Origin of the sequence: Novosphingobium decolorationis, from assembly GCF_018417475.1 — a bacterium.
In the GTDB taxonomy this organism is placed as follows: Bacteria; Pseudomonadota; Alphaproteobacteria; order Sphingomonadales; family Sphingomonadaceae; genus Novosphingobium; species Novosphingobium decolorationis.
In genome coordinates this window covers 565,104-591,545 of the sequence record NZ_CP054856.1, presented here as the reverse complement: position 1 = coordinate 591,545, position 26,442 = coordinate 565,104, and the positions used below count along the sequence as shown (strand labels likewise).

At 67.3% G+C, this 26,442-nt stretch carries 20 protein-coding genes; 8 read left to right on the top strand and 12 right to left on the bottom strand.

Going from position 1 to position 26,442, the window contains the following annotated elements; translation table 11 throughout:
* The first annotated feature begins 128 nt into the window (after window positions 1-128).
* The 3 genes from HT578_RS02670 (at window position 129) to HT578_RS02660 (ending at window position 6,911) form a co-directional block, all read left to right on the top strand.
* Entirely contained in the window at window positions 129-4,181 is a 4,053-nt protein-coding gene (locus HT578_RS02670; protein ID WP_213502061.1) for a hypothetical protein, read from the top strand.
* 55 nt (window positions 4,182-4,236) lie between these two features.
* Window positions 4,237-5,301, top strand: a complete 1,065-nt coding sequence (locus HT578_RS02665) for a DUF2235 domain-containing protein (protein WP_213502060.1) — start codon at window positions 4,237-4,239, stop codon at window positions 5,299-5,301.
* 209 nt (window positions 5,302-5,510) lie between these two features.
* Complete coding sequence (locus tag HT578_RS02660; protein WP_213502058.1) at window positions 5,511-6,911, top strand: aldehyde dehydrogenase; 1,401 nt, start codon at window positions 5,511-5,513, stop codon at window positions 6,909-6,911.
* Window positions 6,912-6,999: 88 nt separating this feature from the next.
* Here HT578_RS02660 and HT578_RS02655 read toward each other — a convergent pair whose 3' ends face one another.
* On the bottom strand, window positions 7,000-7,464 hold the full coding sequence (locus HT578_RS02655) for a MarR family winged helix-turn-helix transcriptional regulator (RefSeq protein WP_052322508.1): 465 nt from the start codon (window positions 7,462-7,464) through the stop codon (window positions 7,000-7,002).
* 82 nt (window positions 7,465-7,546) lie between these two features.
* Here HT578_RS02655 and HT578_RS02650 point away from each other — a divergent pair, with 82 nt between their 5' ends.
* The 3 genes from HT578_RS02650 to HT578_RS02640 all read left to right on the top strand — a co-directional run bounded on the left by HT578_RS02650 (window position 7,547) and on the right by HT578_RS02640 (window position 12,016).
* Complete coding sequence (locus HT578_RS02650; protein ID WP_039393331.1) at window positions 7,547-8,380, top strand: p-hydroxycinnamoyl CoA hydratase/lyase; 834 nt, start codon at window positions 7,547-7,549, stop codon at window positions 8,378-8,380.
* A gap of 94 nt (window positions 8,381-8,474) precedes the next feature.
* Window positions 8,475-10,604, top strand: a complete 2,130-nt coding sequence (locus HT578_RS02645) for an acetate--CoA ligase family protein (RefSeq protein WP_213502057.1) — start codon at window positions 8,475-8,477, stop codon at window positions 10,602-10,604.
* 86 nt (window positions 10,605-10,690) lie between these two features.
* Window positions 10,691-12,016 carry an MFS transporter gene (locus HT578_RS02640; protein WP_239026454.1) on the top strand — a complete coding sequence of 442 codons (1,326 nt, stop codon included), beginning with the start codon at window positions 10,691-10,693 and terminating at the stop codon, window positions 12,014-12,016.
* Here the strand turns inward: HT578_RS02640 and HT578_RS02635 are convergent.
* The 11 genes from HT578_RS02635 to HT578_RS02585 form a co-directional block, all read right to left on the bottom strand.
* Window positions 12,013-13,764, bottom strand: a complete 1,752-nt coding sequence (locus HT578_RS02635) for a hypothetical protein (protein ID WP_213502055.1) — start codon at window positions 13,762-13,764, stop codon at window positions 12,013-12,015. The genes HT578_RS02640 and HT578_RS02635 overlap by 4 nt on opposite strands.
* Before the next feature lie 3 nt (window positions 13,765-13,767).
* The gene (locus HT578_RS02630) at window positions 13,768-14,850 is read right to left on the bottom strand and encodes a protein-glutamate methylesterase/protein-glutamine glutaminase (RefSeq protein ID WP_213502053.1); all 1,083 of its coding nucleotides are present in this window, start codon (window positions 14,848-14,850) and stop codon (window positions 13,768-13,770) included.
* 4 nt (window positions 14,851-14,854) lie between these two features.
* Window positions 14,855-15,718, bottom strand: coding sequence for a CheR family methyltransferase (locus tag HT578_RS02625; protein ID WP_213502051.1), 864 nt, complete (start codon window positions 15,716-15,718; stop codon window positions 14,855-14,857).
* A gap of 31 nt (window positions 15,719-15,749) precedes the next feature.
* Window positions 15,750-17,966, bottom strand: a complete 2,217-nt coding sequence (locus HT578_RS02620; protein WP_239026453.1) for a methyl-accepting chemotaxis protein — start codon at window positions 17,964-17,966, stop codon at window positions 15,750-15,752.
* A gap of 78 nt (window positions 17,967-18,044) precedes the next feature.
* A complete protein-coding gene (locus tag HT578_RS02615) occupies window positions 18,045-18,536 on the bottom strand; it encodes a chemotaxis protein CheW (RefSeq protein ID WP_213502050.1) in 492 nt (163 codons plus the stop codon).
* A complete protein-coding gene (locus HT578_RS02610) occupies window positions 18,533-19,081 on the bottom strand; it encodes a chemotaxis protein CheW (protein ID WP_213502048.1) in 549 nt (182 codons plus the stop codon). The genes HT578_RS02615 and HT578_RS02610 overlap by 4 nt, the downstream gene beginning before the upstream one ends.
* 6 nt (window positions 19,082-19,087) lie before the next feature.
* The gene (locus tag HT578_RS02605; protein ID WP_213502046.1) at window positions 19,088-21,100 is read right to left on the bottom strand and encodes a chemotaxis protein CheA; all 2,013 of its coding nucleotides are present in this window, start codon (window positions 21,098-21,100) and stop codon (window positions 19,088-19,090) included.
* A complete protein-coding gene (locus tag HT578_RS02600) occupies window positions 21,097-21,462 on the bottom strand; it encodes a response regulator (protein WP_039393349.1) in 366 nt (121 codons plus the stop codon). The genes HT578_RS02605 and HT578_RS02600 overlap by 4 nt, the downstream gene beginning before the upstream one ends.
* Entirely contained in the window at window positions 21,459-21,773 is a 315-nt protein-coding gene (locus tag HT578_RS02595; protein WP_039393351.1) for an STAS domain-containing protein, read from the bottom strand. Before HT578_RS02595 ends, HT578_RS02600 begins: the two co-directional genes overlap by 4 nt.
* A gap of 162 nt (window positions 21,774-21,935) precedes the next feature.
* Window positions 21,936-22,994, bottom strand: coding sequence for a sugar phosphate isomerase/epimerase family protein (locus HT578_RS02590; protein ID WP_213502045.1), 1,059 nt, complete (start codon window positions 22,992-22,994; stop codon window positions 21,936-21,938).
* A 30-nt stretch (window positions 22,995-23,024) separates the two neighbouring features.
* Entirely contained in the window at window positions 23,025-24,167 is a 1,143-nt protein-coding gene (locus HT578_RS02585) for a Gfo/Idh/MocA family protein (RefSeq protein WP_239026452.1), read from the bottom strand.
* Between the two features lie 254 nt (window positions 24,168-24,421).
* Between HT578_RS02585 and HT578_RS02580 the strand changes: the two genes are divergently transcribed.
* Both HT578_RS02580 and HT578_RS02575 read left to right on the top strand, forming a co-directional pair.
* Window positions 24,422-25,234 carry an IS5 family transposase gene (locus tag HT578_RS02580; protein WP_213500422.1) on the top strand — a complete coding sequence of 271 codons (813 nt, stop codon included), beginning with the start codon at window positions 24,422-24,424 and terminating at the stop codon, window positions 25,232-25,234.
* A gap of 104 nt (window positions 25,235-25,338) precedes the next feature.
* Window positions 25,339-26,370, top strand: a complete 1,032-nt coding sequence (locus tag HT578_RS02575) for a LacI family DNA-binding transcriptional regulator (protein WP_213502043.1) — start codon at window positions 25,339-25,341, stop codon at window positions 26,368-26,370.
* The last annotated feature ends 72 nt before the right edge of the window (window positions 26,371-26,442 follow it).

Below are 26,442 nucleotides of genomic sequence, written 5' to 3'. Positions count from 1 at the left end.
AAAAGATGAACAATAGTGTCATTATTGGGATCAACTTTATTAATGATTGGCCGATGTGCGGCTTGATATAGAATTCGGGTGGGTCGCTCTTCGCATTGCAGGTCCGGTGTCGGACGAGAGGAGGGCTCATGGCGCAGGCGTCGGCGGTGAAGGCCGGGAGGGGATTCTTCGGGGGCGCCCTGGGCGAAACTCTCGCAGGTGTGCTCGGCGTGCTGCTGGCTGGCAGCCTCTTCTTCGCCTTCTTCGTACAGCCCCGCGCGCAGCAAGAGCGTGACCGCATCTACCGCGCAATGGCACAAGTCGCGCGGCTGATCGATGACCAGGTCGAGGTTGCTGGGGCGGCCGCGACAATCTGGCGCAGCCATGGCGATGACGCGACGAACGCCAAGGATGCCCAAGGAAGGAGCGAAGCTCTCGAAGACTATCCGCATCTGGGGTTCAATTGTCCGGATGGGCCGGTCCTGTGTGTCGAGAGCCTGCGCAAGCCCAACGCCGCACACGACACGAGCGACGTAGATCGGCCGGGCATTGTGCACCTGCCCCTGAAGACGATCGCCGAGAATGCCGACCTGCCCTATCCCGAGGCCATCCTCCTCATCATGGACGAAAAGGGAAATGTCCTGGCCGGGCAGGACAGGGATGGTCGCTGGGACCTTTTTCACTCGCTCGGCATCCTGATCCTGAAGGCGGACAGTTCGCGGGACAAGGCCGCGGAGCAGAGTTCGAAACCTGATGGTCGCTCCGGAGGTGAGGCCAGTAAAACCCGCGAACTGGCCGAGATGAAGCAAACCATCGAGGCCTACCAGCGCGGCGAGCGCAACGTGGTCTTTTCAGGGGCGCCCGCGCGCCTGACCCACAGTTTCGGAGGGCAGGACTATGCGGTGTTCATGGCCGCGCATCGCCTTTCGGCGGTGGACGGCGCGGTGTGGATCGGAGGGGACGACAGCCCGATCGCGTCCGGCTCACAGGGCGCCGAGCAGGGGGAATCCGGGCCAGCGCGGAGCCGTGGCCTGATCTATGCCTTTCTCGTGCCTGAGCGGGTCATTGACCGCACGGCGACGGCGCTGCCCAAGAGCGCTCTTGTTCACCTGCTGATGGCCATCGTCGTTCTGTTCCTGGCCATTCCGCTGATCAAGTTGTTCAGCCAGAGCGCGCTCAAGCCGATCCGCCGTGCGGACCTTGCCGGGGTCATGCTCTCGATCATGCTGATCACCATGACCGCCACGCTGTTCACGACCGTTGTGCTCTTTCGCAGTAGTGTCACGCGCGACATCGAAGGCGAACTGGCCTGGCTCTCGAACCAAGTCTCGCAGAGCCTTTCGAAGGCCATTGCGGCCGCTCACACAGGGGAAGCGGCCGAGAAGGACGTGCTGTTCGGCACGCACCAGGGCGTTGTCGCGCGACAGGACGCGGACGCGCTGGTCGGCGTGACGGCTGTCAATGACGCAGGCACGTGTCTGCCAGCGCTCGGGCAGGCGGATGCGAACGAGAACGCCCTGTGCGGAGGCGGTTTTTTCGGCAGGCAGCCGCTGCGCAGTCGGCTGAATGTCGCCAAGCGGCCCTATTTCGTGGCTTCGCAGATGGGCCTTGGTTTCCCCACGGGCAGCTATGTCCAGTTCCTGCGCTCCAAGGGCAACGGTCGACTTTCGCTTTCGGCCATGGGGCCGGAGGTGTCCTGCTCTGGTGACGACTGTAGCAAGGGCAACAAGGACGGGAGGCAGCTTTTCACCTTCTTTCCGGTTGCGCTGCGCGCTCCGGTCCTGCCGCCCAACTTCGCCTTCATGGTGGTCCTGAACAGCGATCTGCCCGAGGAGCTTGGCGCGCGCGGCGGCCAGGTGGTGGGCGATGTGCTCTACCACAGCCACCAGGCGCGCAGCATGAACGAGAACCTGCTGGTCGAAGCGGGATATGATCCGGGGCTGGCCTCGGCTCTCGAAATGCTGCGGCAGGGGGCACGCACTGCGCAGGATGAGGTGTCCGAGGTCCGCAGTTCGCTGCTCTCGATCTCCTATCAGGGGCACCCGCATTTCGCGCTGGTGCGGCCGGTTCCGGACACGCCCTGGTCGATCGTTGCGATCTACGCGCGTGACGAGGCGCTGGATCTGCTGGGGGCCTCGGTGGTCCAGGCCTTCCTGCTGGGATGTGCCTGGATCGCCCTGGTCTTCGCGGTGTGCTGGGGCCTGCCACGGATCTTGCGGGTGCTCTTCCCGCGCCCCGCTTCCGGGCTGGACGGGCAAGCCCCGCGCCCCGATTCTGGGCTGGACGGGCAAGCCCCGCGCCCCGATTCTGGGCTGGACGGGCAAGCCCCGCGCCCCGATTCTGGGCTGGACGGGCAAGCCCCGCGCCCCGATTCTGGGCTGGACGGGCAAGCCCCGCGCCCCGATTCTGGGCTGGACGGGCAAGCCCCGCCCCCCATCCGCGGGCGGTCAATCTGGTTCTTTCCCAACGCCCTGTGCGTGGGGGCAGGCGACGGGCTGCGCTATTCCTTCGTGACCGGCGCGCGCGAGCTGATCTGGCAAGGGGGTGTTCTGCTGCTGCAGGGGGCTGTGCTGTGGGCCTGCGCGCCCGAAGTCGCCGTCCTCGCCAACTTCGGGCTCGCGGTGGTCCTGCTGATCGGCAACTACCTGACCATTGTACGCCGCAGCGCGGACACGGACGAGGAGCGCGGCCGCCGGCACGCGGTCCGGGTTGCGTGGCTGCGCAAGGGGTCTGCGGGTGTCACCCTGCTCGCGATGGTCTTCGTCCTGGGTTTCTACGGGAAAGTCGATGGATCCGATCGTGCGCAGACTTCGCTGTTCCTGCTCGCTGCGGGAGGGGTTGTGGTCCTACAGCTGGGGCGTTGGCTAGCCCTGGGGCGCGACCCGGACAACCCGCCGTGTGCACCTCTGCCACCTTTGTACAGCGCCCGTCAGCGCCGGGCCTACATCCTGCGGACCCTTACCCTGCTGACCATCGTCGTGAGCATGCCCATGGTCTGCATCATGGCGCTGACCTACAGCGTCAATCTCGAGCGGTACATGGGACGCTCGCTGGCGCATGTCGCGGCGCAATCGGAATGGCAAGCTCTCGAGTTCCAGGATGATGCGAGGCGTCTGGCACACGCGAGAGGAGGGAATGAGGCGGCTACGCGCGATGAGATACTTGACCAATGGGGACGCGCATTCGGGTTTGGCACGGATGTGTCGCGAAATCCCGGCTGGTTGGTAAGCCCGCTGCCGGTTGCGAAAAGGACACCGGCTCCGGCTCCGGCCCCGGATACCGAAACGGACGGCGGTGGGTTGTTTGGGGTGGGAGTGAAGTCCCGCTGCGGGGGCAGCGAAGAGGAGGGCAACAACAGCGCCCACGAAGATTGCGACGTCACGTCCCACCAGTCGCAGGGGTGGCTCGCGGCTCTGGTTGAGCGGTTGCAGCCGCGCGTCGGGGTGCCCGACCCTGTGGTGGCGGGGCAGGCCAACGGCTACGTTCTGGTCCGGGAGGCGGGGCGCCTTGCGCTGGCGCTTCCAGGGCAATTCCAGCCCTTGCGCGCGCAGAGGGCGGACTGGTCGCTGGAAGGAAAGGCGCTGGTCAGCAGCGATTCCACGCAGCTGCCGCTCCATCCCGATTGGTGGACCAGGGTCTTTCTTGGCGGGTTCGTCGCGCTCTTCGGGTTTGCCCTGTATCTGCTTCTCGTGGCCGTGGCCGAGCACCTGACCGGTCTCTATCTCCTGCCGGTCGAGGTGGCGCCTGAACAGTTGAAGGCACGCCGTGCACAAATGGCGTCCCAACCGCGCATGGCCTGGGACGCGCTGGGAGGCTATCCGCAGAAGGCGCGGCTTCTGTCGCTGGCGTATGGCCGCACGATCAATTTCCACGAACGGACCTCGATCCGCGATCTGGTCGAGCGCGGCTACCTGCAGCTGACGCCCTACGTGCGTATCGCGAGCGAGGAGCTTGCCGAGTTCATCCGCCACGACCTCCCCCGCGAGGAGCGCGCCCGGGTGCGCGCGTATTGCGCGCAGGTGGACGACAAGTGGGACCATGTGCGCCTGCCCATCATCGTCGCCTACGTCGCGGCCTGTATGCTTGTGGCCTACGTCTCCCCCAACCTGGTCCAGCTTGTCGCGACCTCGTTCTTCGCGCTGGCCGCGCTGCTCCCGCTGATGCGCGATCCTCTGGCCCAGTTCCTGGGCAAGAAGGGGTGATGCGCGTGCCTGAAATCGACCCACCGGGCCGCCGTGCCCACCAGAGGAGAGTGTCATGTCCAAGAGCCTGATCGTGTGCTGCGATGGAACCTGGAACAGCGCGGACCAGAAGGGCGAGCCGACCAACGTCACCAAGATGGCGCGCGCCATCCTGCCGCGCACGGCGACAGGTCGCGCGCAGGTGATCTATTACGACGAGGGCGTGGGCAGCGGCAACGTGCTCGACCGGGTGGTGGGCGGCGCTTTCGGCACGGGGCTGGGCACCAATGTCCAGCAGGCCTACCGCTTCCTGTGCCAGAACTACGAGCCTGGGGACAGCCTGTTCCTGTTCGGCTTCTCGCGCGGGGCCTATACCGTGCGCAGCCTGGCGGGTCTGGTCGGCCTCGTCGGGCTGGTGCGCAAGGGCGATCTCGACAAGCTGCCCGAGATCTGGGCCTACTACCGCATGGATGATGGCAAACGGGCCAAGGCGCCCCTCGATCCGGCCCTCTTCGAAGGGCGTCATCCCGACATCGAAATGGTGGGCGTGTGGGATACCGTGGGTGCGCTGGGGGTCCCCTCCAATGTCCTCGGGTCGTGGGGCCGGGGCGGCTACGCCTTTCACGACGTGAAGCTGGGGGCTAGGGTGCGCCATGCCTACCAGGCTCTTGCCATCGACGAGCGCCGCAGCAAGTTCGTGCCCGCGATCTGGGACACCTCGGGCGGCATCGCGCCGGGGCAGGAGGTCGAACAGGTGTGGTTCGCGGGCGCGCACAGCAACGTGGGCGGAGGGTATCCCGACAAGGTGCTGTCCGACATCGCGCTGCTGTGGATGTGCGGAAAGGCGCAGGCCTGGCTCGAACTCGACGAGGACTACCTTGCGCGCAAGGTGGAGCGGCTGGACGAGGACGCGGCGCGGGGCCTGCTGGTCAATTCGGCACGCTCTGCGTTCTGGAAGCTGCAGGGCCAGAAGGAGCGCGCACTGGGCTCCGACGCGACCGAGACGATCCACCCGAGCGTGCTGGCGCGTCTGAACCTGAGCCGGGAGATGAAGGCGGGGGGGACGCCTCCTTATGCGCCCTTTCCCTATCTCCCGCGCAATCTCCTGCGCTTCCTGGAGAAGACGGGCCTGATCGGCTGAGCGGCCGAACGCGCGTGGGCACTTCGCGCATCGCGTTGCGGCGCAGCAGCATCCCTCCCGGACGTTTTTTCCCTTGCACTTGGCCTCGGCGCGTGGCGCTGTGCGGCACGGCTCGTCGCATCCTCTGATATTACTATTGCTGATAGATAAAATATCGCTATTCAGCATAGCCAAGTGATTCAGGGCCAGCAGAGCCAAGGGAGATAGGGATGACTGAGTTCTCGCGTCGCAATCCGCTGACAGGCGAAATCGCCTCCAGCGCGCCGGCCATGCAGCCCGGCGATATTCCGGCCATCGCGAAGAAGGCCGCGCAGGGGCAGGCCGAGTGGGGCCAGATGGGCCCCAACGCCCGCCGTGCTGTCCTCACCAAGGCCGCCGAAGCGCTCGAGGCGCGCCGCGATGATTTCGTGGCCGCCATGCAAAGCGAGATCGGTGCAACCGCGGGCTGGGCCATGTTCAACCACGGCCTGTCGGCCAGCATGATCCGCGAGGCCGCTGCGCTCACCACGCAGATCTCGGGAGAGATCATCCCCTCCGACAAGCCCGGATGCCTTGCCATGGCCGTGCGCGAGCCGGTCGGCGTCATCCTCTCCATCGCGCCCTGGAATGCGCCGATCATCCTGGCCGTGCGCGCCATCGCAACGCCGCTTGCCTGTGGCAACGCGGTGATCCTGAAGGCCAGCGAGATCTGCCCGCGCGTCCATTCGCTGGTGATCGAATCCTTTGCTGCGGCCGGTTTCCCCGAAGGCGTCGTCAACGTCGTCACCAACGCGCCCGAAGATGCAGGCGAGGTCGTGGGCGCGCTCATCGACGCGCCCGAGGTCAAGCGCATCAACTTCACAGGCTCCACCGCGGTGGGCCGCATCATCGCCCAGCGCGCGGCTGGCCATCTCAAGCCCTGCATTCTGGAACTGGGCGGCAAGGCGCCGTTCCTGGTCCTGGAGGATGCCGATCTTGATGAGGCTGTGAAGGCCGCCTCGTTCGGCGCCTTCATGAACCAGGGCCAGATCTGCATGTCGACCGAGCGTATCATTGTGGTCGACGCGGTCGCCGAGGCGTTCGCGGAAAAGTTCGCGGCCAAGGTCGCGACGATGACCACGGGCGATCCGCGCGAGGGCACGAGCCCGCTTGGCGCGGTGGTTGACCAGAAGACGGTGAGCCACGTCAATTCGTTGATCGAGGACGCGCTGTCCCATGGCGCGACCCTGCTGACGGGCGGAACCGCCGACAGCGTGCTGATGCCGGCAACGGTCGTCTCGGGCGTGACGGACGCGATGAAGATCTACCGCGATGAAAGCTTCGGTCCGGTCGTCGCGGTCCTCCACGCGCGCGACGAGGAACACGCGATCGCGCTGGCCAACGACACCGAATACGGCCTTTCCGCCGCGGTCTTCACCCGGGATACCGCGCGCGGCCTTGCCGTCGCCCGGCGCATCAGGTCGGGGATCTGCCACGTCAACGGCGCGACCGTCCACGACGAGGCGCAGATGCCGTTCGGCGGGGTCGGGGCCTCGGGCTACGGCCGCTTTGGCGGCAAGGCCGGGATCGACAGCTTCACCGAGCTGCGCTGGATCACGGTCGAGACCCAGCCCGGCCACTACCCGATCTGAGCCGCGGAGCGGTCCGGGCACGGTCGGCACGATGAGCCTTTCCCGCCACGGCACCGGCCCCTGGGGCCAGGCCCTATCGGGTTCCGCCTCAGCGCCAGAGCGCGTTGAGGGCGGGGACGAAGTGGTCGCGGTGCTCGGTGGGGATGCGCTGGAGCAGATCCTGCTCGAAGGTCTGGGTGATCCGGCGCACCTCGCGCAGGATTGCCTCGCCGTCCGGGGTCAGGATGATCGCCATCGACTTGCCATCGAGCGGCACGCGTTCGACCAGTCCGCGCGTGACCAGGCGTCCGATCAGCGGGGCCATGTTCGCCGAGCGGATGTCGAGAGCGGTGCCGATCTGGCTGGAGGTCATCGTGTCGCGCCCGTCGATCAGCAGGAGGATCGAGGCTTCGGACACGCGCAGGTCCACTTCGGACAGCAGCGTGCCCAGTTCCGCCATCATCGCATTGGCCGCACGGCGCAGCGTGTAGCCGGGCAGGATGGCAAGCGGATCGGGTTCCCCATGGGGCGCAGGAAGCGAGCCGCTATCGGGCTTTCCGGATGTGTCGGCCAAGGTTCTCTCCGCAATTGGGCTCTTCGTGAGCCATCTTATTCGTATCGAAGATAGTCAAATACACAGATCAAGGAAATTTGCCATGTCCGAACGTGCACCTGAAGATACCGTCTCCTACACCGTCGAGAACCGCATTGCCTGGGTTTCGTTCAACCGCCCGGAAAAGCGCAACTGCATGAGCCCCAACCTCAACCGGCGCATGACCGAGATCCTCAACGAGTTGGAATTCCGCGAGGACGTGGGCGTGCTCGTCCTGACCGGTGAGGGCACGGCCTTCTCGGCGGGCATGGACCTCAAGGAGTACTTCCGCGAGAACGAGGAAAAGGGCCTGTGGGCGACCCGCCAGGCGCAGCGCGAAGCCTATGGCTGGTGGGAGCGCCTGCGCTGGTACGAGAAGCCGACCATCGCGATGGTCAACGGCTGGTGCTTTGGCGGCGCCTACGGCCCGCTGTTCAGCTGTGACCTGGCCGTTGCGGCCGAGGATGCACAGTTCGGCCTTTCGGAAATCAACTGGGGCATCCTGCCCGGCGGCGGCGCCTCGAAGGTCATCGTCGAGCTGACCGGTTTCCGTAACGCGATGTACCACGCCATGATGGGCGAGAACGTCGATGGCAAGAAGGCCGCCGAGTGGGGACTCGTCAACGAGGCGGTGCCCGGCGACAAGCTCAAGGCCCGCGTCGAGGAAATCGCCGGCGTGCTGCTGGGCAAGAACCCGACCGCGCTGCGCGCCACCAAGTGGGCGATCCGCCGCGTGGGCGAGATGACCTTCGACAACTCGATGGACTACCTCGTGCGCACGCAGGAAGCGGCCAACTTCTTCGACGGCGAAGGCCGCAAGGAAGCCACCCGCCAGTTCATCGACGAAAAGACCTTCAAGCCGGGTCTGGGCGCCTATGACCTGAACAAGAAGGATTGACCTTCACGGGACGGGGCCACGTCGCAGCGGCGGGCCCCGTCATCCCCTGACCCATCCCCCATTCACCCGAACCTCGCCGGGAGAGGCCTCCAGAATGACCGTTACCACCCTTTCGCACGACGCCATTTCGCGTTTCCTGAAGCCGCGCTCGATCGCCATCGTGGGCGCGAGCGACAAGCCGGGCGCACTGGGCGCCTCGGTGCTCACGAACCTGGAACGCAACGGCTATTCGGGCGCCATCTACCCGGTCAATCCCAAGCGCGAAACGATCGGCACGCACCGCTGCTACCCCAGCGTCGAGGCGCTGCCCGAGGGCGTGGACGTGGCCGTTCTGGCGATCCCGCAGCCCGCCGTGCTCGACGCGGTGAAGGGGCTTGCCGCGCGCAAGGCGGGCGGGGCCATCATCTTCTCGGCGGGCTTTGCCGAGGGCGGCGAGGAGGGCAAGGCCCAGCAGGCCGAGATCGCCCGGATCGCGGCCGAGCACGGCATGGTCATCGAGGGGCCCAATTGCCTGGGCGCGGTCAACTACGTCGATGCCGTGCCGCTGACCTTCGTGGAAACGCAGGCGCTGCCGCCCGCCGGACGCCGCGCGCTGGGCGTCGTCTCCCAGTCGGGCGCGATGGCTGCGGTGCTGGGCGCGACCTTCGGCGCGCGCGACCTGCCGATCAGCTATTCGGTCTCGACCGGCAACGAAGCGGCGAGCGGCGTGGAAGACTACGTCGAATGGCTGCTCGAAGATGACGAAACCCACGTCATCGCCATGATCGTCGAGCAGTTCCGCAAGCCGGCCCGCTTCCTCGAAGTCGCCGCAAGGGCGCGCGGGGCGGGTAAGCCGATTGTCCTTCTGCATCCGGGCAAGTCCAGTGCGGCGCGCGAGAGCGCGGCCACCCACACCGGCGCGATGGCGGGCGACTATTCGCTCATGCGCCGCAAGGTCGAGCGCGAGGGCGTGATCTTCGCCGAGACGCTGGAGGAGCTGGGCGACATCACCGAGATCCTCATGCACTGCCCGCACATGGAACGCGCCGACATCGCGGTGCTCGGCGAATCGGGCGCGTTCAAGGCACTGACGCTCGATCTTGCCGAAGAATTCAATCTGCCCCTGGCGCATCTGGACGACGCCAACGCACCGGCGCTGCGCGAAGCGCTGCCCCCGTTCGTGCCGGTCAGCAATCCGCTCGACATTACCGCGCAAGGGCTCAGCCAGCCCGAAATCTACACCAATTGCCTCACCGCGCTGCTCGACGATGATCGCGTCGGCGCGGTGGTCGCCGGGATCATCCAGACCGATCCCGTCACCATCGGCATCAAGGCGCCTGCGATCCGCGCCGCGCTTGATGGGCGCACCTCGACCAAGCCGCTGATCTATGCAGGGCTCGATGAAGGCGCGCCGATCCCCGAGGAGATCATCACCGATTTCCGCGCGCGCGGCATTCCCTGCTTCCCCAACGCGGAACGTGCGATCCGCGCGCTTTCGCGCCTCGCCGCCTTCGCGCGCCGGGACCTTGCGAAGGGCGCGTTCGAGCCGACCCCGGTGCCAGGGCTCGATGCCTACACGGGCGTCGTTGCCGAGTACCAGGCCAAGGAGCTTCTCGCCCCGCTCGGCCTTGCCTTCCCCGAAGGTGGTTTTGCCGACAGCGCGGATGCGGCTGTCGCCGTGGCCGACAAGGTGGGCTATCCGGTCGCGATGAAAGCGCAGGCGCAGGCGCTGGGCCACAAGAGCGATGCGGGCGGCGTGCTTCTCAACCTTGCCGATGCGGATGCGGTGCGCGCCGCGTGGGGCACGATCCACGACAACGTCGCGGCCTACAACGCCGCGCTCGCGCTCGACGGCGTGCTGATCGAGAAGATGGGCGCGCGCGGCATGGAGATGATCGTGGGCGGGCGCAACAATCCGGACTGGGGGCCGGTGGTCCTTGCCGGATTTGGCGGCGTGACCGCCGAGATCCTCAAGGACGTGTGCCTGTTCACCCCCGACATGACGCTGGCGCAGATCGAGGAGGGGCTGCTCGGCCTCAAGTCGGCCGCGCTGCTATCGGGCTATCGCGGTTCGCCCAAGCTGGACGTTCCGGCGCTGGCCGCGCTCGTCGCGCAGGTCGCGGCGGTTCTCAGTGCAGAGCCAAGTCTTTCCGAACTCGACCTTAATCCCGTTATCCTCTATCCCGAGGGACACGGAGTGGTCGCGCTCGACGCCCTGATGCTGGTCGAGCCGGTCGCACCCTGAGGCGAAACGGGCCGCAAGGCCCGTTCCCCCTGGCACACGAACAACGCAGCGGCGCCAGAGAAGCGCTGCCAGAGAGGAAGTCCGGCATGAACGCATCACCGCAAGGTGCGACAGATCCCCGCGCCCAGATTGCGCAAGGCCCCATGCGCGCGCGCCAGGTGCTCGCCATCGGGGTGTGCGTCCTTTTGAACGCGCTCGACGGGTTCGATGTCCTCGCCATCAGCTTCGCCTCGCCGGGCATCGCGGCGGACTGGGGGATCGACCGGGGCGCGCTGGGCATCGTCCTGTCGATGGAGCTGTTCGGCATGGCGCTGGGTTCCTTCGTGCTGGGCCCCATGGCCGACCGGATCGGGCGTAAGCCCACCGCGCTCGCCTGCCTTGCGGTCATGGCGACGGGTATGCTGGGGGCGGCCTATGTCGGGTCGGTCTACCAGCTGGCGGCGCTGCGCTTTGGCACCGGCATCGGCATCGGCGGCATGCTCGCCTGCACCAACGCGATGGTGGCCGAATACGCCAACGACAAGTGGCGCAAGGCCGCGATCTCGGTAATGGCGGCAGGCTATCCCGTCGGGGCCATCACCGGGGGCGCCTTCGTCAGCGCGTTCCTGCTTGAGGATGGCTGGCGCAATGTCTTCATCTTCGGGGCCGTGGTCAGCGCGGCGTTGATCCCCATCGTGATGCTGCTCGTGCCCGAGAGCGTGGGCTTCCTCATGCAGGGTGGGCGCTCGGGCCGTCTTGCCAAGGTCAACCGCGCGCTGGCCGGACTTGGCCATTCGGCTGTCGCGGCCGTGACCGAGCCGGAACTTGCGCCGCGCGCGAAAGTCTCGACCGCGCGGCTGTTTGCGCCCGATCTTCGCCGCACCACCATCCTTCTGACCATTGCCTATTTCACCCACGTCATGACCTTCTACTTCATCCTGAAGTGGGTGCCCAAGATCGTGGTCGACATGGGCTATGCGCCGTCCTCGGCCGGGGGCGTGCTTGTCTTTGCCAACATCGGCGGCCTCCTGGGCTCGCTGCTTCTGAGCGTCCTGCTGCTGCGCATCGGCCTGCGCCCGCTGATGGTGGCTGCGCTCGCCTGCTCGACGCTGCTTGTCATCAACTTCGGGCGCGGGGCGGGTGACCTTTCGGGCCTGTCCTGGGCCGCCGCATCGGCGGGCTTCTTCACCAATGCGGGCATGGTCGCCTTCTACTCGCTGATCGCCGGAGCCTATCCGACCGAGGCGCGCGCGGGCGGCACCGGCTTCGTCATCGGCATCGGGCGCGGGGGCGCGGCGCTGGGGCCAGTGCTGGCCGGCTTCCTGTTCGAGGGCGGACTTGGCCTGCAGGGCGTCGCCGTGGTCATGGGGCTGGGCTCGTTCATCGCGATCCTCGCGCTCCTGGGCCTCAAGGGCGCGGCGCGCGAGATCTAGAACAGGCCATCGTCGAAGTCGTCGAAATCATCGAAGCCCTCGAACCCTCCCCCATCGTCCGAAGCGCTGGGGGAGTGAGCGTTCCCGCTTGTGTTCAGCGCCACCATACCGGGGCGCAGGAAGCGGTTGTGCACACTGCGCTCGCCCGCCATCGTGTAGCTTCCCGCAATGTCTTCCAGAAGGAGGCGCAAGGGGCCGTCGTCGCCCGGCGCGGCGGGGGATAGCGGGCTGGCGGCCAGCGCCTGGGCTTCCTCGGCAATGCCGGGCGCCATCTGAAGCGCGGCGGCAAGGAAGCCCTGGGTCTGTTCCATCAGCTCGGCCATGCCGATCGCGCCTTGCTCAACGGTGGCCATGGCCATGTCGGTCGCCTGCGCGCTGTCACGGATGGTTGCGAGCGCCTCGGAAAGTCCGGTGCCCACCGCGCCATCGCCGTTGCCCGCCATCGTGCGCATGCGCTCCGAGATGGCGACCAGTTCGGCTTCGGCGGTGTTGATCCCGGCGATCAGCGTGTCGAGCTTGTCGGAGTGGCTGCGGATTTCGTTGGCGATGATCGAGACGGGGCGTCCGATGACCTCGGTCTTGCGGCAGCGCAGGCCGATGTTGATCGCCATCTGGCGCACATCGACGCGCAAGTTGCGGATCGCGGCCACGCGCTCGGTCACGGTTGCCACGGTCGCCAGGATCACGCCGAGCGTGGCCTCGGCCTGAACGTCGGCTTCGTGGAGCTGGCCGATCATCCCGGCGGCTTCCGCGATGCCGTCTTCCATGCGGCGCAGGAACAGGGCGCCGGCCTGCTCGTCGAAGGTGTCGCGGTCCTGCAGCGCGGTCAGCTTTTCGGCATTGGTGCGCAGGCGCTGGAGCGCGGCGACGAGCGCGCGGGTATCGCGCGCATACTCGTCGGCGGTGTCCTCGACCTGCGCGTGGAGAAGGGCAAGGACATGGCCGCGCTGGGGGGCGGACAGGGCCTTCCCTGCCGCCTCGTCGAGCCGCGTGCAGGCCTGGCAGACGTGTTCGAGGCGCTGGCGCGCGCGGTCACCGACCTGGAGCGCGGTCAGCGCGCTCGCCAGCTCGCCCTGGATCGCGCGGGCGTGGTTCGAGGTGGCCTCGGCCAGGTCAACAAGCTCGTCCTGGTGGCTGGCGAGCGCTTCGGCGTCGCGGGCAAGCCGGTCGGGCACCTGGGGGATGACCTTGCGGCATTCGCGCAGGAGCCGGGCGTCGATGCCCTGCATCGAGGTGATGCTGGTGTCGAGTTCGGCGAGCTTGAGGGAAAAGGCGTCGGTCTCGCGGTTGCCCGCGCCCAGCTTCACGTTCATCTCGTCGGCGAAGTTCACGAAGTCGGGGGCGCCCGAGGCCGCGATCTTCACGTTCATCGCATAGATCTGGAGGACCTGCAGGCAGCGCTGGACTTCGCTTATGGCGCGGCGCAGGTCGCGCGATACCTTGTGGATCGCCGCGATCTCGCTGCCGCGCCGCTCCAGGCTCTGCGCGACCTGGCCAAGCCGGCTTGCCGAATCGCGCAAGGTCGCGATGGCCACGGTGGCCTCGCTCTGCGCGAAGACTTCGGCGACCTCGCGCAGCGCGGTCAGGATGATGTCGATGGTCTCGACCGTCTGGCCGAGCGCGAGCCCGGCCTTGTCGAAATGCCCGTTCAGCCCCTCGGCAACGGCCGCGAGGTTCTGGCGCACGAGGTCGGCGCGCCCATCGGGCGCGTCCGGCCCGGCGTCGAGACGGTGGGCGAGGCTGGCCATGGCCTAGCGGACCGTGGCCTGCAGGAACTCGCGCGCGATCGCCGAGAGCGGAACGATGCGATCAACCGCGCCGTGGGCGATGGCCTCCTTGGGCATGCCGAAGACGATCGAGGTGGCCTCGTCCTGGGCGATGGTGCGCGCGCCGCCCTGCTTCATCTCGAGCAGGCCGCGTGCGCCGTCATCGCCCATGCCGGTCATGATGACGCCGACCGCGTTGGACCCGGCCGAGCGCGCGGCCGAGCGGAACAGCACGTCGACCGAGGGGCGGTGGCGCGAGACCAGCGGCCCGTCGCGCACCGCGACGAGGTAGCGCGCGCCCTGACGTTCAAGCAGGGTGTGCTTGCCCCCCGGCGCGATCAGGACGTGGCCGCGCATGACCGTGTCGCCGTCCTCGGCTTCCTTGACGCTTACCTCGCACAGGCTGTCGAGCCGCTTGGCGAAGGCGCGGGTGAAGTTCTCGGGCATGTGCTGGACGACGACGACGCCCGGCGCGTTGGCGGGAAGCGCCTGAAGCACTTCGCGCAGCGCCTCGGTGCCGCCGGTCGAGGCGCCGATGCACACGACCATCTCGGTCGTGCGGCTCATCGGGCGCCCGTCGGGCGGGGGCAGCATGGCGTCGGCGGTGAGCTTCTTCTGCGGTTCCAGCGAGGGCAGGACTGTGGGCTTGAGCCCCCCGACGCGGGCGCGGGCGGCGGCCTTGACGACGTCGCGGATCGTGGCACGGGCCTCCTGGAGATGCTCGGCCACCCCGACACGGGGCTTGAGGATCACGTCCACCGCGCCCGCCTCGAGCGCCTCCATCAGCGTGTCGGAGCCGTCTTCGGTGAGCGAGGAGCACATGACCACGGGGACCGGGCACTGGCTCATCAGCTTGCGCAGGAAGGTGATGCCGTCCATGCGCGGCATTTCCACATCAAGCGTGATGACGTCGGGCACTTCGGTCTGGATGATGCGCGCGGCGGCGAAGGGATCGGCCGCGGTCGCGATGACCTCGATCACCGGGTCCTCTTCGAGGATCGCCTTCATCGTCTGGCGCACGCTCGCGCTGTCATCGACGATGAGCACGCGCGTCTTGGCAAGGGGCATCGGGTCAGTTCCTCTGGAAGACGGTGCCGGATGCGGCCGTCAGGTTATGCTGGAATCCGCTGATCGATTCCGAATGGCCCAGGAACAGGTAGCCACCGGGGCGCAGCTGGTCGCACAGGCGGTTGACCACGGCCTCCTGCGTGGGGCGGTCGAAGTAGATGAGCACGTTGCGGCAGAAGATCATGTCGACCGGCTCGCCGATGGCGTAGTGTCGGTCCATGAGGTTGAGGCGGCCGAACGCGATCTTGCGGCGCAGGGCAGGCGCGATGCGGATTTCGCCGCGGCGCGGGTCCTTGGCGTCCATGACGTAGGCCTTGCGCAAGGTGGCGGGCACGGGGTCCACCATCTCGCGCGGGTAGATGCCCCGGATCGCGGTGGAGAGGACACGCGTGTCGAGGTCAGTGGCGAGGATCGAGTACTCGAAACCGGAATTGCGCTGGGCAAAGGCGTCGAGCAGCATGGCGATGGTGTAGGGTTCCGCCCCTGTCGAGCAGGCCGCGCTCCAGCAGCGCACCTCCCGGCGACCGCTCTCGAGCAACTGGGGCAGGATGGTTTCGGTCAGGTAGTCGAAATGGCGTGGCTCGCGGAAGAAGTCGGTCTTGTTGGTGGTGACCGCGTTGATGAGGTTCTCGATCTCGTCCGCGCCATGATCCTGCGAGAGGATCCACTTGCAATAGGCGCCCAGGGTCGCGTGGCCCCCTTCGCGCGCGCAGCGGCGCAGCCGTCCCTCCAGCATGGTGCGCTTGGCCGGTGCCAGGTTGATCCCGGTGTGCTCGCGAATGAGGGCGGCAAGGCCCTTGAACTGGGCCGGGGAGATGGTGTCCCCGGCCGCGGGGTTCTCGAAGGGGACGAAGGCAGCGTCGTTCATGGCGGGCCCGCTTGCAGGAGGAAGGAAGGGATCAGGCAGCGAACCCGAAGTCGGCGTCGTCGGAGTCCGGGCCGCCCATGTTCATGTCGAGGGTGAAGCCCTGGGCACGGCTTTGCTGGTGCTGGACGCTGCCGGGCTTGGGGCCGGAGGAACGCGCGGGCGCCTTGGGAGCGGACCGCGGGGCGGGCTGGGGCAGGGCGGCCTGGCGCGGCGCGGGGGCCGGGCTGGCGCGCAGCATGCGCGCCCCACCCTCGCCGGCGCCGACCTGGAAGAAGGTGATCGAGTTCTGCAGATCACCGGCCTGTCCGGCGAGGCCGTCCGAGGTGGAGGAGATCAGCTCGGAGGCGTGGGCGTTCTGCTGGGTGACCTTGTCGAGCTGCTGGATCGCATCGTTGATCTGCGAGGCGCCGATATCCTGTTCGCGGCAGGCCGCGCTGATCTCGGAAACGAGCTCGGCGGTGCGGCGGATGTCGGGAACAAGCTTGCCCAGCATCTCGCCCGCCTCGGCCGCGGCCTTGACCGTGTCGGAGGACACCGAGACGATCTCGGAGGCTGCGCTCTGGCTGCGTTCGGCCAGCTTGCGCACTTCGGAGGCGACGACCGCAAAGCCCTTGCCGTGCTCGCCCGCGCGGGCGGCCTCGACCGCCGCGTTGAGGGCAAGGAGGTCGGTCTGGCGGGCGATTTCCTGGACGATGGAAATCTTCTCGGCGATCGTGCGCATCGCGCCCACGGCCTTTTCCACGGCAACGCCCGAAAGCTCGGCGTCCTTGGAGGACTGGCGGGCGATCTTCTCGGTCTGCGAGGCGTTGTCCGCGTTCTGCTTGATGTTGGCGGCCATCTCTTCCATCGAGGCGGAGGCTTCTTCGGTCGAGGCGGCCTGCTCGGTCGCGCCTTCGGAAAGCTGCTGCGAGCTGCCCGCGATCTGGCTCGATCCGCTGGCGACCTTGTTGGCCGCCTCGCCGACGTCGCGGGCAAACTGGCGCAGGTTGCCGACAAGCGCGTTGATGGCGTCCTTCATGCGCTGGTGATCGCCCTCGCAAGTGATATCGACGGTCTGGAGCAGGTTGCCCTGGCTCACCAGCGCCAGCACGCGGTTGCCCTCGGCAATGGGATCAAGGATGGCATCGAGCATGCCGTTGATCCCTGCGATGAGGCTGGCGAAATCGCCCACGAAGCGGCGATCATCGCCGCGGGTTTCGAGCTTGCCGGCGGTGGAGGCCAGGATCAGGCGCTGGATCTCGGCGGTGATGTCGCGCAGGTTCGAACGCAGCGTCTCGACCGTCTCGTTGATGAAGGCCTTCTTGCCCGGGAAGCGTTCGAGCGGGGCATCGAAGTTGCCTTCGCCGAATTCGCGGATGCAGGCCATGGCCTTCTTCTTGACCGCGATATGGCCTTTGACCATCTCGTTGATGCCGCGCGCCACGTCGGCGAAGTCGCCGTCGAACTTGTCGACCGGGAGGAAGACGTCGATGTCGCCGCGCTCGTGCTCCTCGGCCATGTGCTTCATCTCGTCGACGAGGCCCTGGAGGTTGCGGCTGAGGGTATCGATGGTGCGGTTGATGAAGGCCTTCTTGCCGGGAAGTTCCTCCAGCTTGGCGTCGAAGTCGCCCTCGCTGATCGCCTTGACGCAGGCCATGGCCTTCTTCTTGACCTCGATATGGCTCGCGACCATCGCGTTGATGCCGCGCGCCATGGCGCCGAAATCGCCCGCGAACTTCTCGGCCGGAACGAAGACGTCGATGTCGCCGCGTTCGTGTTCGCTCGCCATGTGGGTCATCTCGGTGATGAGGCCGGAGAGGTTGTGGCGCAGGGTCTCGATAGTCTCGTTGATGAAGGCCTTCTTGCCCGGGAACTGTTCGAGGCGCGCGTCGAAATTGCCTTCGCTGAACTCGCGCACGCAGGCCATCGCCTTCTTCTTGACGGTGATGTGGGCCGCGACAAGCTCGTTGATGTGGCGCGCCATGACCGCGAATTCGCCGTGGAAGTCCTGGGCCGGGATCACCGCGTCGATGTCGCCGCGATCGTGTTCGGCGGTCATCGCCGAGATCTCGCGGCTGAGCGCTTCGGTGGGCTGGAGGCAGGTGTCGACCAGACGGTTGACCGCGTCGAGCACGGCACGGGTCTGGCCCTGGCCGTAGGTCATTTCGGTGCGCGCCGACATGTCGCCGCGCGCCACCGCCCGTTCAACGCGGGCGATCTCGTCGAGGACGTGGTCCGGATCGAGGCTGGAAAACAGGGTGAAGGGCATGGGGACGTTTCCTTGTGCAGTCGGCGTGCGGTCAGCGGTGTGCCTTCGGCGGCGTGCGGGGGTGGGGGATGGGGTGGATCAGGTGCCGGTGGGCGCCAGGGCGGAAAGGGCGAGGCTTGCCGCCTCGGTCCCGGTGAAGATGGCGGCGATGTCGACGAGGAGGATGAAGCCGCCCTCGCGGCGCACGACGCCCAGGAGATAGTCGCTGCTCCAGGCGACCCCGATTTCGGGGGGCGTCTCTATCGCGGCGGTCTCGAAACTGGTGACGCTGAGCACCCGGTCGACAACCACGCCCAGCGTCAGGGCACTGCCCTGCTGCGCCAGGTCGAGAATGAGGATGCGCGTGGCAAGCGAAGCCTCGGCGGGCGGAAAGCCCAGCCGGCGGCGCAGGTCGAGTGTGGCGACCCCCTGGCCGCGCACGTCGGTCAGGCCCAGGAAATAGGCCGGACCATTGGGCACGGGCGAGGGCGGGGCGTAGTCGAGGATCTCGCGCACGATGGCCACAGGCACGGCAAAGACGTCCCCGCCCATGCCGAATTCGACGACCTGGAGTTCGTTGGCAGCGTTCATGCGGCGTGTCCCATGGAGGTCTCGCCGCCGCCCAGGCCCTGGGGATGGGAGAGCGAGGCAAAGATGGCGGGAAGGTCGGGCAGGACGATCACGGCCTCGCCCTGGCGCGCCAGCTCGCGCGCGTAGGTGCGGCGCCAGCGCATACCCAGCACCGGGGGCGGGGCCGAAGTCGTGCGCTCCAGAAGGGTTACCTCGTTGACCTTGTCGGTGCGCAGGCCGATCTGCGTTTCCTCGCCGTCGAGCTCGATCTCGATGACGACGATGCGGCTGTCGGGCGTGGGCTCCTCCAGCGGCATGCCAAAGGCAATGCGCAGGTCGGCGATGGGGATGATCTTGCCGCGAAAGTTGATCACGCTGCCAACCAGCGCGTGGGCGCCGGGCACCGGGGTCTCGGGCAGGAGATCGAGGATCTCGCGGATGGTCACGGCCTCGACGGCCAGACGTTCGTCGCCGACCTCGAAGGTGAGAACCTCAAGCTGGCCGTTCGCGTCCCAGGCGGTCGCGCCATCGACCTCGGTCTCGGGTTTGGGGCTGGATTGGGGCATGGCTGGTTATCCCGCGGCGCGCAGCCGCTCTTCCTGTTGCTGGCCCAGCGCGACAAGCTGGACGATGTCGAGAATGAGCGCGACGCCGCCGTCGCCCAGGATCGTCGCGCCCGAGAAGCTGGGCAGGCGCCGGTGCAGTCCCGAGAGCGACTTGATGACGGTCTGGTGGCTGCCGATGATCTGGTCGACGACCAGCCCCACGCGCTCGCCGCCGGTGCCGATGACGACGATCTTCTGGTAGGGATCGGGCCGCGTTCCGGTCTGGAACACCTCGCGCAGGCGCAGGAAGGGCACGAGCCGTCCGCGCAGCGAGATCATGCTGCGCCCGCGCGTGCGGATGTCCTCTTCCAGCGAGAGCTCGATGCATTCCTCGACCGCGGCGAGCGGGATGACATAGTTGCCCTGGCCCACGCGCACGAGGAGGCCCTCGATGATGGCGAGGGTGAGGGGGATGCGCAGGGTGATGGTCGATCCCTTGCCCGGCTCGCTGGTCATGTCGATGGTGCCGCGCAGCGCCTCGATGGTGCGCTTGACCACGTCCATGCCCACGCCCCGCCCGGACAGGTTGGTGACCTGCTCGGCGGTGGAGAAGCCGGGGTGAAAGATCATCTGCAAGAGTTCGCTGTCGGGCACGACCTGGCCGGGCTGGAGCAGTCCGTTGGCCTCGGCCTTGGCCCGCACGCGCTGGCGGTTGATGCCGCGCCCGTCGTCGGTGATGGTGATGAGCACTTCGCCGCCCGCCTGCTCGGCGCTGAGGCGGATGCGCCCGGTCGTGGCCTTGCCGGCCTGGCCGCGCTCCTCGGGCGTCTCCAGGCCATGGTCGCAGGCGTTGCGGATCAGGTGGACGATCGGATCGGCCAGCTGCTCGGAGACGGTCTTGTCGATCTCGGTGCTTTCGCCCTCGGTGACCAGTTCGATCTCCTTGCCGGTCTCGTGGGCAAGGTCGTGGACAAGGCGCCGGAAGCGCCCGAAGAGCGCCGCGATGGGCACCATGCGCAGGACCATCGTGGTGTCGCGCAGTTCGCTGGCGAGGCGCTCGACTTCCTCGGAGATCGAGCGCAGCGCCAGTTCGCCTGCCGGGCCGCGCAGGCCGCTTTCGGCGAGCTGGGCAAGGCGGCTCTGGACGATCACGAGTTCGCCCACCCGGTCCATCAGGACGTCGAGCCGGCCTGCGGGCACGCGCACGCTTTCCTCGGCGGCGCGCGCGCTGCGCGGGGCCGGGCTGCGCGGGCTCTCGGCGGGGGCGGCTGCCTTGGCCGAGGCGGCCGCCTGCACCGCTCCGGCAGCCGGAGGAGCCTCGCTCTCGAGCGCCTCGATGGAGAGGTCCATGTCGTCCATCACGAAGATGAAGACGTCCTCGATGTCCTCGCGTGTGGCGGGGCCTTTCAGCGTGACGTCCCAGCCCAGATAGCACAGGGTCGGGTCGAGCTCGTCGAGCGGGGGAACGGTGTCGGTCAGGACGCGCACCTCGGCGTCCCCCAACTCGCGCATTTCATCGAGGAGGATGAGCGGATTGGTGCCGTTCGCCATGGCCTCGGCGGGCAGGCGGAAGACGATGTGCCAACCGCCGGGGGCGGCCGTGGCGTTCGCCGTGGGCAGGGGCTGCGCGGCAGGGGGCGCCTCTCCGCCCGCTTCGGGCGCGGAGCCGAGCGCGGTGTGCAGGCGCTCGAGGATCGCGTTTCCGGCTTCTTCCAGCGCGGGATCGTCGCCCTCGAGGTCGACGAGGGTGCGCATGTGGTCCATCGCCCCCAGCGTGATCGCGACGAGTTCGGCGCTGGCCTGGACGACCCCCTTGCGCACCTTGTCGAAGGCGGTCTCGCAATGGTGGGTGAAGGCCGCGAGCGCGTCGAAGCCGAACATCGCGCCCGAGCCCTTGAGCGTATGCATCCCGCGAAACACCGTGTCGACGAGGTCGCGGCTGGCAAGGTCGTGGGTCAGGTCGAGAAGCGCCTGCTCGGTTGCATCGAGCAGGTCGGCCGCCTCGATGCGGAAGGCGGCGGCGGGGTCCTGTTCGCTCATCCGCCCAGCACCTTGCGCGCGACCTTGAGGAGGTGGTCGGGGACGAAGGGCTTGACCAGCCATCCGGTCGCGCCCGCCGCCTTGGCCTGGCTCTTGAGGTTGTCGGCGGATTCGGTGGTGAGGAAGATGATCGGGGTGCCCGCCTGGATCGGCAGCTTGCGGATCTCGCGGATCATCTCCAGCCCGTTCATGCGCGGCATGTTGAGGTCGGTGATGATAAGGTCGTACTTGGCCATGCGCGCCTTGCCCAGGCCTTCGCTGCCATCGGCGGCTTCGGCCACCGAGTGCCCCGCGCCCGAAAGCGCGATGCGGATGGCCATGCGCACGCTGGCGGAATCATCGACGGTGAGGATGCTGCTCATTGCGGGGCGTCTCCGTGGAACCAGAAGGCAAGGGTGGCGCTGTCCGCGCACGCGGCGAGGCCTCCGCGCGCGAGGAGCGCGGCGAGGGCGGTATTGGCGGGGTGCGCAAGGCGAAGGGGCTTGCCCTCCTGCGCGCCCTGGATGCGCGCGGCCTCGATCAACTGCACGAAGCTGAGATCGGCCTCGTCCAGCTGCGATGTATCGAGTTCGAGTTCCTCACCCGGGCCAAGCGCGGCGAAGCCTTCGAGAAGGCGCGTCGCGAGGCCCTGGATGGTCCGGATCGTGGCGGTATCGCCTACGCTGATCTGCATTGCTGTCTCACCGTTTCTCGGGTGTCCTTGGCGAGCAGGTACCTGAAACGAATGAGCATATGCTTGGGTGCGCCTAGCGACTTCTACGGGGCGCGCTGGCGATGTCCGGGCAAGAGAGGGGGGAATGGGGAGAGGCGCGCAGGCCTCTCCCGCAAGGGAAAATCAGTCGCCGATGCCCATGAGGCGCGCGTTGAGGGTGCGGTCCGAGCCGGTGTCGGCAAAGTCGTCGAAGGCCTTTTCGGTGACGCGGATGATGTGCCGGTCGATGAAGGGCGCGCCTTCGGCGGCGCCGACTTCGGGGTGCTTCAAGGCGCATTCCCATTCGAGCACGGCCCAGCCGTCGAAATCGTACTGCGCCATTTTGGAGAAGATCTGCGCAAAATCGACCTGCCCGTCGCCCAGACTCCGGAAACGACCCGGACGCTCGGTCCAACCCTGGTAGCCGCCGTAGACGCCCGAGCGGCCCGAGGGGCGGAACTCGGCGTCCTTGACGTGGAAGCACTTCACCCGCGCGTGGTAGATGTCGAGGAAGGCGAGGTAATCGAGCTGCTGCAACACGAAGTGCGAGGGATCGTAGAGGATGTTCGCGCGGGCATGGTTGCCGGTCGCCTCGAGGAACCTCTCGAAGGTGACACCGTCGTGCAGGTCCTCGCCCGGATGCAGTTCGTAGCCGATGTCGACGCCGTTCTCCTCGAACACGTCGAGGATCGGTGTCCAGCGCCGCGCGAGCTCGGCAAAGGCGTCCTCGACAAGGCCCGCCGGGCGCTGCGGCCAGGCGTAGAAGTAGGGCCAGGCGAGCGCGCCCGAGAAGCTGGCGTGTGCGGTCAGACCCAGGCGGCGTGAGGCGACGGCGGCGAGCTTGACCTGTTCGACGGCCCACTCCTGACGCGCCTTGGGATTGCCGCGCACGTGGGTGGCGGCAAAGCCGTCGAACTGCGCGTCATAGGCCGGATGGACCGCGACGAGCTGGCCCTGCAGGTGGGTCGAGAGCTCGGTGATGGCGATGCCCTTCTCGGCCAGCATGCCCGTGGTCTCGTCGCAGTAGTCCTGGCTTGCGGCAGCTTTCTCGAGGTCGAAGATGGCGGGGGCGCTGGTGGGCACCTGGATGCCCTTGTAGCCCAGCGAGGCCGCCCAGTCGGCAATCGCGGGCAGCGAGTTGAACGGCGCTTCGCTGCCCAGGAACTGGGCGAGGAAGATGGCGGGGCCCTTTATCGTCTTCATGTACCTGTCTCCAAAGTCCGGTGGGGCCGATCAGACGGCAAGGTCGACCCAGCCCGCGTTATCGCGGCTGGCGGCCACGGCGGTGGCGATGAGGGCCATGCCGCGCAGGCCTTCATCGGCGCTCGGCACCAGCGTATCGGGCGCGCCGCGCAGGTGCCCGGCAAAGTCGGTGTAGAGGTTGGCGAGCGCTTCGAGCAGGCCTTCGGGATGACCGCCGGGAAGGCGCGAGCTGGCCTGCGCGGCCGTGCCCAGCGACGGATCGCCCGCGCGCACGATTTCCATGCCGCCCTCGGCCTTCAGCACGGTGAGCTGGTTGGGGTTCTCCTGGTTCCAGCGCATCCCGCCCTTGTCGCCGTAGACGCGGATGGCGAGGTCATTGCCTTCCCCGGTCATCACCTGCGAGGCCATGAGGAGCCCGCGCGCGCCCCCTGCAAAGCGCAGGAACATCTGGCAGTCATCGTCGAGCACGCGGCCGGGCACCACGGCGCCCAGGTCCGCGTTGATCTGTGCGACCCGCGTGCCGGTCACGAATTCGGCGAGCTGGAAGGCGTGGACACCGATGTCGGCTATGCAGCCGCCAAGCCCTGCGGTCCGGGGATCGACGCGCCACTCGGCCTGCTTGCCGTTCGCATCCCCGGCGAGCCAGCCCTGGTTGTACTCCACCACGACCTTGCGCAGCGTTCCGATAGCGCCGCTTGCGATCCGGGCGCGCATCTCGCGCACGAGGGGGTAGCCCGAATAGGTATAGGTAAGCCCGAAGGGGACCGGGTTGTGCTTGAGCATCGCCACGATCTCGCGCGCCTCGTCCAGTGTCGCGGTCATCGGCTTGTCGCTCATCACGGCAACGCCCGCGGCGATGGCGGCCTTCGCCGCGACGGCGTGGTGGGCATTGGGCGTCGCGATGGTGATGAACTCGATGCCGTCCTCGCGCTGCGCTTCGGCGGCGAGCATCGCGTCGAGCGAGGGGTAGCCGCGCTCGGGCGCCACGCCGTAGCCGATCGCGGCCTCGCGCGAGCGCGCGGCATCGCGGCTGAAGGCCCCGGCGACAAGCTGGATGCGGCCATCAAGGCGCGCGGCCATGGCATGGACCGGGCCGATGAACGAGCCGGGCCCGCCCCCGACGAGTCCCATGCGCACGGGCGAAGAAGCAGGGGCAATGTCGGATGCGGCCATGGAAGGTCCTTGTGATCTGGGGGCGAGAGCCCGCGAATGGGAGGATGGATACCCGTCTAACCGCGCGGGAGGGACGCTGCAATGCGCGATGTAATCGTTACCATGAAGCGGGACGCAAATGTTCCCGGCCTGTCGTCGAAGTTCGTTTCCAAGGATTCTCAGTGCGGTCCTTGCGTAAGAGGCCGTTTCGAAAGGGGTTGAGCGGCTGAGGTTCGTGTGATTCCGGGGGTTTTGCAGACAACCCGGAGATCTTGATGTGGACCCCAGCCACCCGCGTGCAGCATACGCGTGTTTCGAAGCGTTACCAGACGGATTTGAGCGATGCCGAGTGGGCGCTGATCGCGACATTTGTTCCCGAGGCGCGCACGACGGGGCGGCGACGGCAATGGCCAATGCGCGAAATCGTGAACGCCATCTTCTACGTTCTGCGCGGCGGGATTGCATGGCGGTTGCTGCCCAAGGACTTCCCGCCGTGGCAGACGGTCTACCGCTGGTTTGCCCGGTTTCGTGACGAATGCCTGTTCGAGCGGATCAACCATGCGCTGGTCGCGCTCGATCGCGAGCGAGCCGGAAGGGACGCCTCGCCAAGCGGAGCCATCATCGACAGTCAGAGCGTCAAGACCACCGAGAGCGGCGGACCGCGCGGCTACGATGCTGGCAAGAAGATCAAAGGTCGCAAGCGCCATGCTCTGGTCGATACTGACGGCAGGCCGCTGCTTGTCGAGCCGCACACCGCCGATGTCCAGGATCGTGATGGCGGCGGCGCGTTGCTGCAAATCTCGCGCGGCCTCTTCCCGTTCATCGAGAAGGTCTGGGCCGATGGCGGCTATAACCATCACCGTGTCACCGAGGCGACCCGCATCACCGTCGAGATAGTCAGCAAGATCGCCGGGCAGTCCGGCTTCGTCGTCCTCCCTCGGCGCTGGGTGGTCGAGCGGTTCTTCGCTTGGGTCAATCGAAACCGCCGTCTGGCCAAGGACGTGGAAGCCACCCTCAAATCCGCCGCAGCCTTCCTCTACGCCGCCGCCGCCATGCTCATGCTACGCCGTTTGGCTCGGTCAGCGTGAGTTTCGAAACCGACTCTAAGAGGAAGGTTACCATCCTGTAAGGTCGCAGCCGGCCTGTGTGAAACACTTGTGCGCGCTTCGCCGCAACTGTAACGATTACAGTAATGGCAAATATCAAGGACATTGCCCGCGTCGCGGGCGTTTCGGTCGCGACCGTTTCGCGCGCGCTGAGCACGCCATCGATGGTGCGGCCAACCACGATCGAGCGGATCGAGGCTGCCATTGCCGACCTCAACTACCAGCCCAACCACATGGCGGCAGGCCTTCGCCGCCAGCGCAGCGACAATGTCCTGGTGGTCGTCCCCAGCATCTACAATCCGTTCACGTCCGCCTTCGTCGAGGGCATTGAGAACGTCGCGCGCACGAGCCGTATGCGCGTGCTCCTGGGCATCACCGAAGGTGACCGCGATGCCCTCAACACGTATACCGCGATGATCGCGGGCAAGCAGGCCGACGGGATGATCCTGCTGGAAAGCAACCTGCCCGACATCCTCATCAATCCACCCGCCAAGGGCACGCTGCCGCCGATCGTGTCGGCCTGCGAATATCCGCTCGACCACGCCCTGCCGCGCGTGAAGATCGACAATCACGAAGCCAGCGCGCTGGTGGTCAGCCATCTTGCCGGCCTTGGCCACAGGCGGATTGCCGCGGTGACCGGGCCGATCGACCTGGTCATGTCGCAGGACCGTCTGGCCGGGTATCGCCTGGGCCTTGCCCGGGCGGGGATCGAGTTCGATCCGCAACTGGTGCACGAGGGCGATTTCACGCTGCAGTCTGGCTATGACGCCATGGTCCGCCTGCTCGATGCCGGGACGCCTTTCACGGCGGTTGCCTGTTCCAACGACGAGATGGCGCTGGGCGCGATGAGCGCGCTGCGGGCCCGCGGGCTGTCGGTTCCCGACGATGTCTCGGTGGCCGGCTTCGATGACCTGCGCTTCGGGGCCTACGCCAGTCCGCCGCTCACCACCGTACACAGCCCCACGGTGGAGATCGGTGAGGCGGCGATGCGCCTCATGCTCGATGCCCTTCTCCCCGCCGACCGCCAACCACCCGCGCGCGAAGTGATCCTGCCGCACCGCCTGATTGTCCGCGAATCCACCGCGCGGGTTCCGGCTCGGGTCGTCGCGGGCACCTGAGCCGCGTCCACCATCATCAAACTAAGGCTGTCGCAGAAAGAAGCCCCGGCCCCGCAAGGAGACCGGGGCTTC

Bases quoted from the DNA above. Each gene is read 5' to 3' on its own strand.
- HT578_RS02670 (WP_213502061.1), top strand. From the start codon at position 129: ATGGCGCAGGCGTCGGCGGTGAAGGCCGGGAGGGGATTCTTCGGGGGC.
- HT578_RS02665 (WP_213502060.1), top strand. From the start codon at position 4,237: ATGTCCAAGAGCCTGATCGTGTGCTGCGATGGAACCTGGAACAGCGCG.
- HT578_RS02660 (WP_213502058.1), top strand. From the start codon at position 5,511: ATGACTGAGTTCTCGCGTCGCAATCCGCTGACAGGCGAAATCGCCTCC.
- HT578_RS02650 (WP_039393331.1), top strand. From the start codon at position 7,547: ATGTCCGAACGTGCACCTGAAGATACCGTCTCCTACACCGTCGAGAAC.
- HT578_RS02645 (WP_213502057.1), top strand. From the start codon at position 8,475: ATGACCGTTACCACCCTTTCGCACGACGCCATTTCGCGTTTCCTGAAG.
- HT578_RS02640 (WP_239026454.1), top strand. From the start codon at position 10,691: ATGAACGCATCACCGCAAGGTGCGACAGATCCCCGCGCCCAGATTGCG.
- HT578_RS02635 (WP_213502055.1), bottom strand. From the start codon at position 13,764: ATGGCCAGCCTCGCCCACCGTCTCGACGCCGGGCCGGACGCGCCCGAT.
- HT578_RS02630 (WP_213502053.1), bottom strand. From the start codon at position 14,850: ATGCCCCTTGCCAAGACGCGCGTGCTCATCGTCGATGACAGCGCGAGC.
- HT578_RS02625 (WP_213502051.1), bottom strand. From the start codon at position 15,718: ATGAACGACGCTGCCTTCGTCCCCTTCGAGAACCCCGCGGCCGGGGAC.
- HT578_RS02620 (WP_239026453.1), bottom strand. From the start codon at position 17,966: ATGCCCTTCACCCTGTTTTCCAGCCTCGATCCGGACCACGTCCTCGAC.
- HT578_RS02615 (WP_213502050.1), bottom strand. From the start codon at position 18,536: ATGAACGCTGCCAACGAACTCCAGGTCGTCGAATTCGGCATGGGCGGG.
- HT578_RS02610 (WP_213502048.1), bottom strand. From the start codon at position 19,081: ATGCCCCAATCCAGCCCCAAACCCGAGACCGAGGTCGATGGCGCGACC.
- HT578_RS02605 (WP_213502046.1), bottom strand. From the start codon at position 21,100: ATGAGCGAACAGGACCCCGCCGCCGCCTTCCGCATCGAGGCGGCCGAC.
- HT578_RS02600 (WP_039393349.1), bottom strand. From the start codon at position 21,462: ATGAGCAGCATCCTCACCGTCGATGATTCCGCCAGCGTGCGCATGGCC.
- HT578_RS02595 (WP_039393351.1), bottom strand. From the start codon at position 21,773: ATGCAGATCAGCGTAGGCGATACCGCCACGATCCGGACCATCCAGGGC.
- HT578_RS02590 (WP_213502045.1), bottom strand. From the start codon at position 22,994: ATGAAGACGATAAAGGGCCCCGCCATCTTCCTCGCCCAGTTCCTGGGC.
- HT578_RS02585 (WP_239026452.1), bottom strand. From the start codon at position 24,167: ATGGCCGCATCCGACATTGCCCCTGCTTCTTCGCCCGTGCGCATGGGA.
- HT578_RS02580 (WP_213500422.1), top strand. From the start codon at position 24,422: ATGTGGACCCCAGCCACCCGCGTGCAGCATACGCGTGTTTCGAAGCGT.
- HT578_RS02575 (WP_213502043.1), top strand. From the start codon at position 25,339: ATGGCAAATATCAAGGACATTGCCCGCGTCGCGGGCGTTTCGGTCGCG.